The 15,787-nt window shown below is 62.7% G+C and carries 12 protein-coding genes; 3 read left to right on the forward strand and 9 right to left on the reverse strand.

The genetic code is table 11. From position 1 onward, the window contains the following. Positions 1–109: 109 nt before the first annotated feature. The 4 genes from BMX94_RS01815 to BMX94_RS01830 all read right to left on the reverse strand — a co-directional run bounded on the left by BMX94_RS01815 (position 110) and on the right by BMX94_RS01830 (position 6,479). Positions 110–2,062 (reverse strand): glycoside hydrolase family 2 protein, encoded by a 1,953-nt coding sequence (locus BMX94_RS01815; protein WP_218138435.1) that lies wholly within the window; start codon positions 2,060–2,062, stop codon positions 110–112. A gap of 266 nt (positions 2,063–2,328) precedes the next feature. Beyond that, positions 2,329–3,747 (reverse strand): glucuronate isomerase, encoded by a 1,419-nt coding sequence (gene uxaC / locus BMX94_RS01820; protein WP_091002780.1) that lies wholly within the window; start codon positions 3,745–3,747, stop codon positions 2,329–2,331. Between the two features lie 5 nt (positions 3,748–3,752). Beyond that, positions 3,753–4,850 carry a mannonate dehydratase gene (locus tag BMX94_RS01825; RefSeq protein ID WP_091002782.1) on the reverse strand — a complete coding sequence of 366 codons (1,098 nt, stop codon included), beginning with the start codon at positions 4,848–4,850 and terminating at the stop codon, positions 3,753–3,755. Between the two features lie 15 nt (positions 4,851–4,865). Next, positions 4,866–6,479, reverse strand: coding sequence for a mannitol dehydrogenase family protein (locus BMX94_RS01830; protein ID WP_091002784.1), 1,614 nt, complete (start codon positions 6,477–6,479; stop codon positions 4,866–4,868). 243 nt (positions 6,480–6,722) lie between these two features. Here BMX94_RS01830 and BMX94_RS01835 point away from each other — a divergent pair, with 243 nt between their 5' ends. Both BMX94_RS01835 and BMX94_RS01840 read left to right on the forward strand, forming a co-directional pair. Continuing rightward, a complete protein-coding gene (locus BMX94_RS01835; RefSeq protein ID WP_091002786.1) occupies positions 6,723–7,424 on the forward strand; it encodes a GntR family transcriptional regulator in 702 nt (233 codons plus the stop codon). Positions 7,425–7,656: 232 nt separating this feature from the next. Then, positions 7,657–8,388 carry a PrsW family intramembrane metalloprotease gene (locus BMX94_RS01840; RefSeq protein ID WP_177171284.1) on the forward strand — a complete coding sequence of 244 codons (732 nt, stop codon included), beginning with the start codon at positions 7,657–7,659 and terminating at the stop codon, positions 8,386–8,388. 381 nt (positions 8,389–8,769) lie between these two features. Here the strand turns inward: BMX94_RS01840 and hisS are convergent, their stop codons facing one another. Both hisS and BMX94_RS01850 read right to left on the reverse strand, forming a co-directional pair. Continuing rightward, positions 8,770–10,086 carry a histidine--tRNA ligase gene (gene hisS, locus BMX94_RS01845; RefSeq protein WP_091002790.1) on the reverse strand — a complete coding sequence of 439 codons (1,317 nt, stop codon included), beginning with the start codon at positions 10,084–10,086 and terminating at the stop codon, positions 8,770–8,772. A gap of 171 nt (positions 10,087–10,257) precedes the next feature. Next, the gene (locus BMX94_RS01850) at positions 10,258–11,049 is read right to left on the reverse strand and encodes a hypothetical protein (protein WP_218138436.1); all 792 of its coding nucleotides are present in this window, start codon (positions 11,047–11,049) and stop codon (positions 10,258–10,260) included. A 257-nt stretch (positions 11,050–11,306) separates the two neighbouring features. Here BMX94_RS01850 and BMX94_RS01855 point away from each other — a divergent pair, with 257 nt between their 5' ends. Continuing rightward, positions 11,307–12,113 carry a DUF2238 domain-containing protein gene (locus tag BMX94_RS01855; RefSeq protein ID WP_091002792.1) on the forward strand — a complete coding sequence of 269 codons (807 nt, stop codon included), beginning with the start codon at positions 11,307–11,309 and terminating at the stop codon, positions 12,111–12,113. 81 nt (positions 12,114–12,194) lie between these two features. Here the strand turns inward: BMX94_RS01855 and BMX94_RS10490 are convergent, their stop codons facing one another. The 3 genes from BMX94_RS10490 to BMX94_RS01865 all read right to left on the reverse strand — a co-directional run bounded on the left by BMX94_RS10490 (position 12,195) and on the right by BMX94_RS01865 (position 15,787). Then, a complete protein-coding gene (locus BMX94_RS10490; protein ID WP_143052241.1) occupies positions 12,195–12,443 on the reverse strand; it encodes a hypothetical protein in 249 nt (82 codons plus the stop codon). Positions 12,444–12,608: 165 nt separating this feature from the next. After that, a complete protein-coding gene (locus tag BMX94_RS01860) occupies positions 12,609–13,214 on the reverse strand; it encodes a hypothetical protein (RefSeq protein WP_143052242.1) in 606 nt (201 codons plus the stop codon). 167 nt (positions 13,215–13,381) lie between these two features. Next, entirely contained in the window at positions 13,382–15,787 is a 2,406-nt protein-coding gene (locus BMX94_RS01865; RefSeq protein ID WP_091002796.1) for a DEAD/DEAH box helicase, read from the reverse strand.

Genomic DNA, 15,787 nt, shown 5'->3' on the forward strand with positions numbered 1-15,787 from the left:
GACGTCCTCTTTTTTGGGCTTTCTTCAACATGCAATTTCCTCCTTGAATTGCCGCTTCCCTCATATCCGCACTAGCTGCTTGCAGCCCCACACTGGAACGGAAGGCCTCCTACGTCCAGTTGCCTCCGCCGCCCTTGCCATGCAGGCTATAGGCGGGGTTCGGGGTGTCAACCCTCCTAAAGGTCGCCTCGTCGGAGAGGTCCCCGGCGCGTGCCTCGATGTGGTTCTCGCCCGCCTCGAGCGAGACGTCGAACTCGAAGACCTTGTCGCACGCCCTCGTGGCCACCTCTTGGCCGTTCACGACGAGCGTGACCTGCGGCTGGTTTGAGTAGATCTTCACGCGGATCTTGCCCTGTGCCCGGTCGACGAACCGCTTGGAGCAGATGTGGACCATGGGCTCGGGGTTCCACCAGCACTTGTAGAGGTAGAAGGCGTCCTTCTTAGTCTTGCGGTCGAAGGTCACAAGGCCCTTGTGGTTCATGCCGGGCTCGCCGCCCTGGTTGCGCGCGTCCGCCGCGAAGTCGAACATGTTCCACACGTTGGTGGCCCACAGGTAGGGATGCCTGTCGAAGAACCTCAGCATGTACTCGTGGTAGACGCACTGGTACTCCTCCGAGTGGTCCCCGCGGCGCGGGTGCTCGGAATGCAGGTTGGGCATGGCCTCGCAGCCGTACTCGCTCATGCCCACCGTGCGGTTGGGGTGCACCAGGTGGAAGAAGCCGAACCAGAGGTCGTTCAGCCAGAGGCCGGGAACGTACCAGCCAAGGTAGAGGTTCCAGCTCACCACGTCACTCACGAACGCGGTGCGGTTGAAGGGGCCGCACATGGCGTAACAGGCAAGGGTGGTGAAGCGGGTCTCGTCCATCTTGTGCGCAAGGTCGTTCAACGCGCGATGGTTGGCGAGCATGGCCTTCTTGTCATGCGTCGAGATGGTTATCTCGTTCGAGAGGCCCCAGCACACGATGGATGGGTGGTTGTAGTTCTGGGTGATGAGCTCGTTCATCTGGCTGCGGGTGTTCTCGTCGCCGTTCGCGAGATGCTCCGAGATGTAGGGAATCTCCGCCCACACCACAAGCCCACGCTCGTCGCAGAGGTCATAGAAGTGCTGGTCGTGCTGGTAGTGGGCAAGTCGCACGGTGTTGGCGCCCACCTCGCTGATGAGGTCGATGTCCTCCTCGTGCATGGCCGGGGTAAGGGCGTTGCCGATCCCCTTGCGGTCCTGGTGGCGAGAGACGCCGCGCAATGGGTAGCTGCGACCGTTGAGGAAGAACCCCTTGTGCGCGTCATAGGAGAAGCTGCGCACGCCAAAGCGGCAATCGACGCGGTCAAGAGCCTCGCCGTCCGGCGAGACGAGCGTTGCCTCCGCAGTGTAAAGGTAGGGGTCGGAGATACCGTCCCAGCGATGGGCGTTGAGGAGCGCGAGAACGACGTCTGTGCCCTCGCCCGCTGCGACCTCCGCGCCGCTCGCGTCAAGCACGCGGACGCGAACCGTTGCGGCTACCGCATCCGGGCCGTCAACCCACGTCTGGACGCGAAGGCTCGCGTCCTTCTCGCCATCCTTGATCGTGGGGGTCACGGCGATGCCCGGGCCACCGTTGCGATCGAGCGAGAAGTGCGTGGCGTTCGCGATAACGAGGCGCACGCTGCGGTAGATGCCGCCGTAGAAGGTGAAGTCCGCCTTCTGGGGGTAGACTCTGTCATTCACGGAGTTGTCGGCAGCGACGGTGAGGCTGTTCCCCTCCCCCGCCCGCCCGAGCGCCGCAGTCACGTTGACGCGGAAGCGAGAGTAGCCTCCGTCGTGGTGGCAGAGCGCGCTTCCGTTCACCGACACGTCCGCGCTAGCGTTCACGCCGTCGAACTCCAGGTAGGCCACGTCACGGGAGGGGTCGAAACCCTCGGGCGTCTTGAAAGCACGCTCGTATTGGCAGGTGCCGCGCCAGTAGTCGTTACCACCGTCCTGGCCGTCCTGCGCATTCCAGGTATGGGGAACGTCCACCGTGGTGACGGTTCCATCCGGTCCGTGGAAGGTCCAGCCCTTGTCGAGGCTTTCGTATCTACGCACGGCTCCTCCAATCTCCATCACGTACTGTAATACTAGTATATCAGTTATCGTAGAATGATTGTCATCTTGAGGAAGGCATGAATCCTCGGTGAACGGTTGTTACTTGCCTATGGGCGGTAGCAGTTTCAAAGATCTCGTACGCAATGCTAGCAAACTATCAGATAGGCAGAGAAAAAACGCCGGGCGACGCAACCTTCGCACTAGTGCATCGCTCGGCTTGAGTGCAGTTGTCTGAAAAATCTTATATACCAGTTATCACATAGACCCTAAGCCTGCTCGAAGAACCCAAAGTAGTCGCGGGCGTTCCGGTAGCAGATGCCCTCGACGATCCCGCCGAGCCATTCCTCGTCTGCGGGGATGCGCCCGTCTTCGACCCACTGCCCAAGCGTGCGGCAGAGGACCCGGCGGAAGTACTCGTGACGCGGGTAGCTCAGGAAGCTGCGGGAATCGGTGAGCATGCCCGTGAAGTTGGCAAGCAGGCTCTCCTGGGCAAACACCGTAAGCTGCCGTTCTATGCCGGCAAGGGAATCCGAGAACCACCATGCACAGCCCAGCTGCAGCCTCTGGCGCACGCCGCCCTGGAAGGACTGCATGAGCGTGGCAAGCGCCATCCACTGCGACTCGTCAAGCGAGTAAAGGATCGTCCGTGGGAGCGCTCCCTCCACGTTTGCCGCGTCGAGCAGACAGGCGACCTCGGTAACGAGCCCAGGCTGGTCGCCGACGGAGTCGAAGCCGGCATCTGCCCCAAGGGAGCGGAACCCGTGCGTGTTGGCGTTGCGAATCACGTTCATGTGCAGCTGGAGGGTCCAGTCGCGCTTCTCGTACTCGCCCATGAGGAAGAGCGAGAGCGCGCTGCGATAGGCGTCCGCCTCCTCAGAGGAGATGGGCTCCCCGGAAAGCGCCCGCGCGGCGATTGCCGCCACCCGCCCGTCCGTGAACGGGACGAACCTGAAGGAATTGAGGCCATGGTCCGCCAGGCGGCCACCGACCTTGTGGAATGCCTGGACGCGCTGGGCCGCGGCAGCCTTGAGGGATGCCCAGTCGGAAACCTCGATCCCAGACGCCTGCGAGAGCCGCTGCGCGTATGCCGAGAAGCCCGGCGCCTCGACGGCCATGAGCGCGTCCGGACGGAAGGTTGGGAGCATCTTGAAGCCGGGGCCCTTCTCGGCCGCCAGCTTCTGGTGCCAGGATAGGTCGCTCACCGGGTCATCCGTGGTGCAGATGCATCGGACCCCAAACGAGCGGATGAGACCACGCGCCGAGAAGTCCGGCTGCGCGATGCGCTCGTTGGCGCGGCGCCAGATCTGGGGCGCGTTCTTCTCGCAGATGGTGAGGTCTATGCCAAAGGCGCGGCGAAGCTCGAGGTGGCTCCACTCGTAGAGCGGGTTCCCGAGGGCACGCTCCATGGTGCGCACGTAGGCGAGGAACTTCTCGTACGAATCCCCGTCCCCGGTGATGAGGCGCTCGGGAACGCCGTTCGCGCGCATGAGGCGCCACTTGTAGTGGTCTCCCGCGCCGTGGTCGAACAGCCAGACCTGGGAGAGGTCCTCGAACCGAGCGTCCTCGAAGACCTGCCGCGGGTCGAGGTGGCAGTGGTAGTCAACGATCGGCTTGCCCTCGGCATGCCCATGGTAGAGCCTGCGAGCCCATTCGGTTGAAAGCAGGAAGTCCTCGTCCATGAACATCCTCGCTACGCCTCCTTCGAAGCCGCGGCAGCGTCCTTCTCGAGCGTCTCCCAGATGCCGTTGATGTAGGTGCAGCCCAGGGCGCGGTCATAGAGGCCGTAGCCGGGACGTCCGGTCTCGCCCCAGATCATACGGCCGTGGTCGGGGCGGATGTAGCCGTCGAAGCCGTTCTTGAAGAGGGCGCGGCACATGCGCCAGACGTCCAGCGAGCCCTCACTGGAGAGGTGCGGCGCCTCGTAGAAGTCCTTGTTCACACCGGGCGCAAGGTACTTGATGTTGCGCATGTGCACGAAGTGGATGCGGCCGCGGCGGCTGAACTCGTCGAGAACGGCGTAGACGTCGTTCGAAGGCTCCTCGGCGATCGAGCCGCAGCAGAGGGTGATGCCGTTGTAGGGGCTGTCAACGCTCGTGCAGAGCCAGTCGAGGTCCTCGCGGTTCTTGATGATGCGCGGCAGGCCGAACATGCTGTAGGGCGGGTCGTCGGGGTGGATGGCCATCTTCACGTCGCACTCCTCGCAGGTGGGCATGATCGCCTTGAGGAAGTAGACCAGGTTCGCACGGAGGGCGTCCTCGTCGACGTCGCGGTAGATCTCGAACAGGCGGCGAATCTGGGCCAGGCGCTCCGGCTCCCAGCCGGGAAGGACGAAGCCGTCCGTGCCGTGCGCATAGCGGTCGAGAAGGACGTTGGGGTCGTCCGGGATGTTCTCGCCCTTGAAGCAGAGGGTGCTCGAGCCGTCGGGGAGGCGGTAGTCGAGGTCGGACTTCACCCAGTCGAAGACGGGCATGAAGTTGTAGCAGATGACCTTGATGCCGTACTTGGCAAGGTTGCGGATGGTCTGCTTGTAGTTCTCGATGTAGGCGTCACGCGTGGGGAGTCCGGCCTTGATGTCGTCGTGGACGTTCACCGACTCGATGACCTCGAGCTCGAGACCGTTCGCATGGGCCTGCGCCACGAGTGCGGCGATGTCCTCCTCGGGCCAAACCTCCCCCACCGGGATGTCCATGAGGCAGCCCACGATGCCGGAGACCCCTGGGATCTGTCGGATGTCCTGGAGGGCGATCTTCTCGGACCCCTCCCCGTACCAGCGAAACGTCATCTTCATGAGGATGGTCCTTTCCTAGAGGTACTTCTTGATGGTGGCGGCGACGGCACCGGGAGCGGCCAGCTCCTCGAGCAGCATGCCCTCGACCTTCTCGCCAAGGCCCACCTCGTAGAGGTCCACGACGAAGATCTCCTTGTTCGAGAGGATTGGCGCGACCGCATCATGGACGGAGGCCGCATCCGTGCAGCCCAGGGAGAGCGAGGAGAGCTTCGACTGGAGCTGCTCGAGCAGCGGGTCCGGGCTGGGCTCGAAGGCGTTGCCCGCATCGTCGACTCCCAGCAGGTAGCGAAGCCAGCCGGCGATGGCAAGGGGAATGTAGGTGAGAGACGCTGAGTCGAGGCTGGGGTTCTCCTGGTAGGCCGCGAGCGTGTGGCCAAAGCGCACGGGTACCTTCTGCGAGGTGTCCGTGGCGATGCGCTGGGGGGCGTCGGGAAGGGCACGGTTGGGAAGCCTGCGCGAGAGGAGCTCGTCGATGAAGGACTTGGGGTCAATGACCTTGGGGTCGACCACGACGGACAGGTCCTCGTCGTATCCGATGTGACGGACGAGGGAGGCGAGATCCGGGTTCTCCATCTCCTGCCAGATGCGCGTGTAGCCGAGCAGGCAGCCATAGACGGCAAGCGTGGTGTGGAGCGGGTTGAGGCACGCGGTGACCTTCATAGTGTCCGCCGCCTCTGCCGTCGCACGGTCGCAGAGGATGACGCCACCGGCGGTAAGGTCGGGCCTTCCGTTGGGGAAGGAGTCCTCGACCACCAGGTAGTGCGCCTCCTCGGTGTTCGAGAAGCCCGCAAACGTCGAGTGTCCCGCGGAGATGAGGGGAAGGTCGGAGAAGCCCTGCTCGGCAAGGGCGCGCTCGGTCTCGGTCGAGGGGTTGGGCGTGATTCGGTCGATCATGGTCCAGGGGAAGCTCACGCGCGACTCGTCGGAGACGTAGTCGACGAACCTCTGGCTAACGTGGCCCGCCTGCTGCCATGCCTTGGCAACGTCGAGAATGGCGGAGCGGAAGTGCTCGCCATTCCGGCTGAAGTTGTCCGTGGACACCATGGCGATTGGAGCGGCGCCGGCGTCGAAGCGCTCGAGGAGGAGCGCAGCGAAGGTGGCCATGGTGGTCGTTGGTGCGGCAGGGCCAGCGGAGAAGTCCGCGAGGGCTGCCTTCGAGAAGGAACCGTCCGCGTTTCTCAGCCCATAGCCCTTCTCGGTGATGGTGACGGTGACGAGCTGCAGGACAGGGCTCCTGAAGAACGACTTCGCGCGCTCCCAGTCCTCGGGGCGCTGTGCGTTCGCGAAGAGGGCGTCCGCCGTCGACGAGAGCACGCGCTCGGAAAGCGAGCCGTCGGACTTCATGACGACCTGGAGGATGTCGCAGTTGAAGGGGTGGTAGAGCTCGTCGACCGTGAAGGGGCGGAACGTCTCGAACACGACGACGCCCCTGTCCAGCTTGCCCGCGTCGATGAGGTCCTGGGCGATTGCCGCGTGGAACGCGCGGTAGAGGTTGCCGCCTCCGACGTGAATCCACGAGGGCTGCTCGCTTCCGGTTTTGCGGATGGCATCGACGTCGCCTGCGGGCAGCTGGATCCCGGCTGCCTCGAACTGATCGCGTTGGCTACTCCACTGCTTGAGGGACAACATGGGGAATCTCCTGACTGGCGCTAGGGCCTTCTGATGCCTGGGTCATTCGGTGGTTACTAGTATACTAGTTTGTCCTTCTTGCATGCAATGCCTTTTCCGAATTACTGCCATATAGATGTGTGGATGAGAAAACGTCCTCCGGCATGGAAGCATCCACCGCCGTCCCCCTGATTTCTCGTATACTACATTGCATACGCTAGCCTTGAGACAAGCGGGTCGTTTGTGTACCAGTGAGGGGATGCCATGGAACACGTACAGGAAGCCGGAACTGGGGAGAGCCTCCAGCTGCAGGCGTACGAGACAATCCGCGAGGGCATCCTCTATGCAAAGTACGCTCCCGGAGACCGTCTGCAGGTAAAGGACCTCTGCACCGACCTCGACATGGGCAGGACTCCTGTGCGCGAGTCGCTCGTCCGCCTGCGCCAGGAGGGCCTGGTGCAGACCGTTCCCCAAAGCGGCACATACGTGAACAGAATCAGCCTGCGCTCGGTGGAGTGCGCCCGCTACGTCAGGGAGAGCCTCGAGCGACAGGTTGCCATCGAGTGCTGCGCGCGCATCGACGCGGATGGCGAGAAGCTCCTCTCGGAGATAATGGCGGATGCCCGCGATGCCTGTTCCCGTCATGAGACCCGCCTGTTCTTTGATACAGACAACCGATTTCACCAGGCGCTTTATCAGATTGCGGGGCGGGAGCGCATCTGGGGTTGGCTTGAGACCCTCAACATGGACCTGCAGCGCTATCGATGGCTCCGCGTGCTCACGGAGGAACTCGACTGGGACGCGATCATGCACCAGCATGACGAAATCTACGACGCCATTACGTACCACGACGTCGACGAGACCGGTTTTCTCGTGAGCAACCACCTGCACCTGCTCTTCGAGGAGTCCGGAACCGTTACCAAGCGCTTCCCGGACTACTTCCTTCTCGACCTTCCAAAGGCGTAGGGCGAGAACGACTGGAACGCGCCCTCCGGCGAGGAATTGACACCGGGAGGTCGGTTCCCGACGGGATTCCGTACGAGAAGGGCCCTCCGGCGAGGAATTGATGCCGGAGGGGCGGTTACCGAAGCGATCACGTACAAAGCGGCCCCTCCGGAGCCGAATTCTCGCCGGAGGGTGCTTTTTCTCAGCTATGGGGTACCCTTCAACCAGCAGTGACTTCGCGGAAAGGTGCACCATGTTCTTCCTTCTGGCAGACGGCCTGACACTCTACCTGCTGTTCTTTCTCGTCCTGGCCATCGGTCCGGCGGTCGTCCTCATGCGCTACGCCTACAACCTCGACCCCTTGGAGAAGGAGCCTGCCGGGCTTCTTACGCACCTCATCCTGCAGGGAGTGCTGGCGGCATTTCTCGCTGGCATATTCGAGCAGGTGGGAATGTCCGTCTTTGGCCTTCTCTCTGGTCTCAGGGAGAACACGCTCGGCTTTGAGCTCCTGTCAGACTTCGTGGTCGTGGGCGTCATCGAGGAGGCATGCAAGTACATCCTCATGGGGCGAGCAACGTGGAACAACCAAGCGTTTAACTGCCGCTACGACGGCGTAGTGTACGCGGTCTTCACCTCGCTCGGCTTTGCGGCCATGGAGAACGTGATGTACGGGCTCAACTACGGCACGGGCGTGCTGATGAGCCGGGCACTCATGGCAATTCCTGCGCACATGGGCTTTGCCGTGCTGTTTGGCATGCTCTATGGAGAGGCGAAGTACCTCGCCGTGCGCGGTCACCGCATTGGGTCCGCGCTGTGCATCGTAATTGGCTTTGCCCTCTCGGCCATGCTGCATGGCCTCTACGACGCCACCGCCACGCTCGCAAACTACGGAGACGGGACGTTCCTGCTGGTAGTTGCCGTGATCTACGCGATTGTGTTCCTCGTGGTGCGCTCGGCGGCCAAGCACGACCGGCGCTTCGCGTAACGACGGCGCATCTCTCGCGCCGCTTGCCTTTTGCTGCCGGTCTGCCCGCGCCGGCAGCATGCGATTACTGGCGTAGATTATCGCCATTTCTTAAAAACAATCTCGTCGACCTGCGGAAATGCAGTCTCCTTTTAAGAAGAAGCGATAAACTTCGCATGGGGCCACGGAAGAGTGCGCTGACATGGCAGACGATGCTAAACACGGGTATAGGCACCCGAGAAGCCCTGGCATGCGAGAAGACGTGTGCCCTCTGGCGCCAAAATGACGCCGGAGGGCACACGTTAGACGGGATCTCGTACGAAAGCTCAACATTGGCGTCGCGGGACACGGTACTTCCGGCCTCGCCAAGCACTGGGCTTCCGGCACCGTCAGGCGCTGGTGCTACCGCGCCAGTCGTGCGCTCACCGCAGGGACAAGCTCCTCGACGGGCACCTGGGTCTGCTCGTGCGTCTCCATGTCGCGCAGGGTCACGGCATTGGCAGCCACCTCGTCGGGCCCGATGACCACGCACACGCGGGCGCCGAGCTTGTCAGCCTGCTTGAACTGGCTCTTGAGCGAACGACCCTGGTAGTCGGCCTCGGTGCGAACACCCGCCTGGCGCAGAGCGAGCGTGGCCGAGAAGACCGCCTCACGTTCATCTGCCGAGGTTCCTGCCACGTAGACACATCCGGGCTGGGGCGTCTCGAGCGAACCACCCTGCGCGGCGAGCGCGAGCGCAATGCGCTCGAAGCCCACCGCGAAGCCGATGCCGGGGGTGGGCTTTCCGCCCTCAAGCTCCATGAGGCCGTCATAGCGACCTCCGCCGCCGATTGCGCCCACGCCACCGTCCACGGCCTCCACCTCGAAGACCGTACGGGTGTAGTAGTCGAGGCCGCGCACCAGGGTGGGGTCCTCCACATAGGCAATGCCGGCGGCATCGAGGTAGCGCTTCACCTGGGCATAGTGCTCGGCACAGTCGTCGCAGAGGTTGTCCTTGGCGAGGGGGGCGTCGCGCATGACCTCGCGGCAGTGGTCGTTCTTGCAGTCGAAGCTGCGCAGGGGGTTGATCTCCGCGCGCTCGAGGCAGTCCTCGCACATCTCGTCCGCGTGGTCGAGAATGAACTGGCGGACCTTCTCGCGATAGGCGGGGCGGCACGCAGCGTCACCCATCGAGTTGATGGAGAGGCGCAGGCGGGAGGGGTCGAAGCCAAGGCGCTTGTAGTACTCCATGAGCATGATGATGCACTCGGCGTCCGCCGCCGGGTCCGCGGCGCCAAGCCATTCGACGCCCACCTGGTGGAACTGGCGGAGACGGCCCTTCTGGGGACGCTCGCCACGGAACATTGCCTCGGCGTACCACAGCTTGGCAGGTGCGGCGCCCTGGGGAACCATGTTGTTCTCGACCGCCGCGCGCACCACGCCGGCAGTACCCTCGGGACGCATGGCCAGGCGCTGCTTGGGCTTGAGGCCAGCCTCGGAGCCCTGCTCGAGCAGGTTCTCGAAGAGGGCGCCGGAGACCACGCGGAACATCTCCTTGCGCACAACGTCAGTCGACTCGCCAATGCCGTGCACGAACGTGTCCACCTGCTCGATTGCTGGCGTCTCAACCATGTCGAAGCCGTACGCGCCAAAGAGGTCGCGCGCCACGTCCTGCATGTGCTGCCACGCGCGCATGTATCCACCGAAGAGGTCCTCGGTTCCCTGAACCCGCTGTGCCATGTGGTGCTCCTTCCGCGCCCTGGGGGCGCATCTGGTCGCGGCCACAAACGACGCGTCCTGCGCGCCGCCTTCCGCGACCATACTCGGGTTGCAAGTATAGCGCCGGAGAACTACGCGACGTCCGTGGCAGAGAGGAACACGATGCGACCGTCGATGCGCCAGGCCGTACCCTTAGTGACTCTGCCCGTTCTGATCGTGCCAGAGCCCAGCCGCCTGGAGCACCTCGAGCGCGGTGTGCTGAGGCTGCTCTGCGGATGTAGCGGGACTGCGGTACTGGGCCATCATCTGCTTGAAGAGAATGGCGGGCGCTGGCGGGGTGTAGGTGATGGCGTTTGCGCCGGCCTCGACCGTGGCGCGCGTGGACTCCTCCGTGCCGCCGCTCGACGCGATGATGGGGACGTCTGGGAACTTCTCGCGAATCTTGCTCACGATGCTCGGCGTGTCCTTGCCACCAGCGACGTTGATGATTGCCGCACCGGCATCGATTCGCGCGGCAATGTCGGTATCGGCGCTCACGACGGTGATGACCGTAGGAATGTCAATTGCGAGAGACACGGCACGGAGGTTGACGTTGGAGATGGGCGAGTTGAGAACCACGCCCATGGCACCCTGGCATTCCACGTCGTGTGCGAGGGTCACCGTGCGAACGCCACGCGTTGTGCCACCGCCAATACCGCAGAAGACCGGAATGCTCGCCGCATCGATGATTGCCTCGGAGATGGACTGCTGCGGCGTGAAGGGGTAGACGGCGAAGACGGCGTCTGCGTCGCAGTTCTTGATGACCGCGAGGTCGGTGGTGTAGACCAGCGAGCGAATCTTGCGGCCAAAGATGCGAATGCCGCTCGCCTTCCAGGACTCCTCCGGCATCTTGAGAATCTTGTGACGCAGCCTCGCCTGAATGATTGGAGCTTCCTTCTTCACAGGCGTTGGAACCACAACCGGCTCCATGCTGTTCTCATCCATGAACGATACCCCCTCTTGAACGGATGTCGGCACCCTGTGCTATGTCACGCATTCGGTTATTACCCACCGAATGCGCGGCACGTTCACGGTCCATAGTAATTCTCGACGAAGCTGAAAAAGGGAGGCAGTTTGGCGCCAGCCTGGGCATTGGCGAGAAAAGTCTCTTGGACCTTCTCTGCGTAGGCTAGGATTTCTTTCATCACATGTTGAACCGTGAAGGGAACGTCTCATGCCAAAAGGGCAGGTTCCAATCAATCGTGCGTCGTCTTAAAGACCGCATTGCGCTCAATCGCCGCGCCTTCATCCTCTATTCGATTCTCAGGGCGCTCGTTCTCGTCACGCTCATCCGATGCATCATGACCCAGCGTTGGGAGGGCGTGGCCATCTCGATACTGGTGCTCGTGCTATTCCTCGTCCCATCGCTCGTCGAGGGGATGACCCATATAGAGATTCCCGGCCTCTTCCAGGCAATTATCTATTCGTTCATCTTCGCCGCAGAGATTCTCGGAGAGATTGACCACTACTACGTGCTGATTCCTGGCTGGGACACCATCCTGCACACGCTCAACGGCTTTCTCTGCGCGGCCATTGGCTTCTCCCTTGTCGACCTTCTCAACGGGTCGAGCAAGAACATCAGCCTCTCCCCTATCTATGTAACGCTGGTTGCCTTTTGCTTCTCGATGACCATCGGCGTCCTCTGGGAGTTTGTCGAGTTTAGCTTCGACACATTCTTTGGGATGGACATGCAGAAGGACACCTTCGTCACGAGCATATCCTCCGTTGCGCTCGACCCCGCAAACGAGGGGAACCGCATCCAAATCAACGACATTGCGACAACCACGATGACCACAGCCGCAGGTGAGACCACGACCATCAACGGATACCTTGACATCGGGCTCATCGACACAATGAAGGACCTTCTGGTGAACTTTATGGGAGCCTTGGTCTTTCTCGGTTGTTGGATACCGCCACCTCAAGAAACACGAGAGCGGCAACTGGGCCGAGGGCCTGCACGTAAGGCCAGTGCCCGTAGAGCAGTACCAAGAGAACGAGCGCCGGCTTGATGAGATGGAGGCAGCGCGAAAGGGCAAGAAGCGTCAGTGCGAGTAGGTGGCCCGAGGAGAAACCTTCTGCGACCGATGCAATTACGCCGGAGAGAGATTGAGCGGCGCCTTTCTCGACCCCTGATTCTCTGCTACGATATGAGTCGGGTGGCACCCGTGGGCGCGGGACAGGCCACCTCCATTTCTCACGTTTTCAGCGTGGAGAGGATGGCCGTTCCTAGCTTCTGGGGACGGCCATCCTCTTGGCCTGATGTTCAGACCAAGGGCTATCGCCGCGATGACAAGTGTCACAAGGTCGATCATGGTGCTGACAATCTCGTAATCGCTCATCGGCTTACCTCCAACTCTCGTCGGAGGTGGCTCCCGCCCGTCTCATCTCGTATCGCCAGATTACCGTCGGTCGCGCTGGCGAGGCCACGCCCTCAAGGTGAGTGCCGCCGCGTCGAAGATAGCGGGGACAGGGCCGCTCGCCGCGACCCCGCCCCGCATGCGCTTCTACATGATGTCCTCCATCGGGATCTTGCCGTTAACAATGGCCCCTGTGAGCCCACGCTCTCGAAGCATCCGTGCGATGGCAAAAATGGGATCTGGGTCAACCCCTAAGTCTGCGGGCGGTGCAACGTTGATGCCATAGACAACCTCGGAGAAGCGGACCCGTGGATCGACCTCGTCTTTGTGCCAGGTCCATGCAACGTTGGAAAGGTAGTCTTTCCAGTTCACGTACGAGCGTTGGGCGAGCCGGGCGTCATCGTTCCAGGAAGTGCGTACCTCGTTCTCTTCAACGGGCACGAGATAGGCCCTGTAGTCTTCATGCACAGCGTCTGCCAGGCCATCTATGTAGAACCACCTCCCACTGCAGCATTGGTAGGGATGACGGTCTCCGCACAGCACCACAAACAAGTCACCCCGTTTGAAGGTGACGCGAGGCAGGCAGAGCATATCGCCTGCCTGAGACGGCAGCTCGGGACCCACGTCCCGCACCGCGCGCTCCACCCCGTACATCCCAAAGAGGGAGTTGCCCGACTCGTCGAACGCCTTGCGAATGCCAGCCGCCTCTGCCAGACAGCTGACCTTGACCAAACTTTCCTGGTATCCAGACATCTGATTGCCCCCACACCTCAAACAACCGATAGGAAGCCGGCCGTCGCCGACCACGCCCGAGCGTTGCTCGCAAGGGTGACGTACTCCGCCTCGTGCCAGTGGGGGCCTCCGAGGCGCCTTCATCCCCTGCAGGGATATCATACCATCGAGAAGAACATTTGTTCCGGTCAGATTGGTGACAGATTCGTGTCAGGAAGAGCGCGCGTGGCACACCCCGGCACATCGGGCCACGAGAGCACGCGAGCGAGCATACCCTCAACGTCGAGAACCCCATACGCGAAACCCTTGCGCACCAGCTCGTCCGGCACGAAGCCATCGTACTTGTCGAAGCGGGGCACCTCCCCCGGATAGACCAGCTCCATGGAGTCAAGGGGAAGGGATGCCTCCTCCTTCACCACCCGGTAGAAGGTGCGTGCGTCGGCGCCCATCGTGAACTGCATGAAGTATGGACGCGAGGAGTCCAGCCCCTTGAGCCCGAGCTTATCGGCACAACGAATCTTGAGGAAACGCTCGAGGGCGAGAAAGGCATAGCTTCCCAGCCAAGGCAGAAGGCACCACGACGTGCCACCCACGCACACGAGCGGCTCCGAGGCCAGGTGGGCGAGCGCGGCCACGTGGCGCGCCTGCTCCAGACGCGCTTGCGCATTCGTGCGCAGGTAGGGATAGCCGCGCGTCTCGCGCAGAACGCCTCGCATGCGCTCGAGCACACGGGTGTTCACGTCTCCCGCGCACATGCCAAAGTACGCCGGAACCTTGCCCTTCACCTGCGTGCACTCGATGAGGTGGCGCTTGTAGTCGATCTCCTCGATCACCCAGACGGCGCCCGCGATTGCGATTCTCTCCCCCACCGGCGGCGGCTGCACGATGGTGCCAAGCTCCTGGGACTCGGAGCGCACGGTAAACTCCTCGTCCTCCGCGAAGGTGGCGTAGAAGCGGAAGTCGTTCGTCACGCGCTCGCCCGCAAGGCCCACGATGAGACCGCCCGTCTCGGTGCGCTCGACCTGGTCCGTCTCCACGAGGTGACGAAGGAGGGTGCGGTAGTCATCTGCCGTCACGCGATGGAAGGGAGAAAGAGTGAGCACGCGGCGCGCCAGGTCGGCCGGCGAAAGCTCGCCCGTCGAGGCGAGCGTCGCCATGGTCTGGTGGTAGAGAAGGCTGTACGGCAGGCCGTCCAGCTGCGGCGGCTCGACCCAACGCTCCTCAACGTAGAGCTGCACGAGTGCGATGCCCTGCAGGAGCTTCCATGGGATGGTCTCGGGAAGCAGCGCCCTGGCCTCGGGCTCGTCCTCGCGCATGACGAACCACATCTCGCTCGGCTGGCCACGCCTGCCGGTGCGGCCCATGCGCTGCAGAAACGAACTCACCGTGAACGGCGCGTCAATCTGGAACGCCCGCTCGAGACGCCCGATGTCGATGCCAAGCTCGAGCGTCGAGGTGGTCACGGTGGTGAGGTTCGCGTTCTCGTCGCGCATGAGCTCCTCGGCCGTCTGCCTAAAGCTCGCGGAGAGGTTGCCGTGATGGATGAGAAAGCGGTCCGGCTCCCCCACCGCCTCGCAGTACTGGCGAAGCGTTGTCGTCACGGCCTCGCACTCCTCGCGTGAGTTGGCGAAGACCAGGCACTTGCGCCCACGCGTGTGCTCGAAGACGTAGGCAAGGCCAGGGTCGGCAAAGACCGGGGCCCTGTCTGTGGGCACCTCCGGGTCGGGCTGTTCGGTCTGCGAAGAAGCGCTCGGGAAGACGTCCTCCACGCGTTCTTCTCGGCTGGGAATGCGCTGCTCAGCCGCGGAGGTCTCGGGCGTCTCGTACGCTGCCTCTTCGGGAGACGTCCCTCCGTGACCCAGACCGTCCTCGCCGCGCTCCGGCGCCTGCGGACCCGTCACATAGAAATGCTCCATCGAGAGGCGCCAGCGCTCCTTGGGCGCGTCCAGCCGAGGGATCACACACCCACGACCCGTGCCCGCAGAGAGGTACGCACCGGTTGCCTCGGGGTCTCCGATCGTTGCGGAGAGCCCAATGCGCCTGGGCACCACGCCCGCAAGGCGCGAGAGGCGCTCGAGACAGCAGAGCGTCTGCCCACCCCGGTCGCCTCGCAGGAGCGAATGAACCTCGTCGATCACAACAAAGCGCAGGTCACCAAAGATGCGCGGAATGGCGTTGTGCCGGTGGAGAAGCATTGACTCGAGCGACTCCGGCGTGATCTGGAGGATGCCCGAGGGATGCTTGAGCATCTTTGCCTTGTGCGACTGAGAGACGTCGCCATGCCAGTGCCACACCGGGATGTCGGCTTCCGCACAGAGGTCCTCGAGACGCAGGAACTGGTCGTTTATCAGCGCCTTGAGCGGTCCAATGTACACGCAGCCTACCGAGGCCGGCGGGTCCTCCCAGAGTTCCGTCAGTATGGGGAAGAAGGCGGCCTCGGTCTTGCCCGAGGCAGTCGATGCTGTGAGCAGGACGTTCTCGTCGGTGTTGAAGATGGCGTCTGCGGCAGCAACCTGCACGGCGCGCAGGCTCTGCCAGTCGTGCTCGTAGATGAAGTCCTGGATGAACGGCGCGTAGCGGTCGAATGCGTCCAT

The organism is Olsenella sp. KH3B4 (assembly GCA_900111695.1).
In the GTDB taxonomy this organism is placed as follows: Bacteria; Actinomycetota; Coriobacteriia; order Coriobacteriales; family Atopobiaceae; genus Tractidigestivibacter.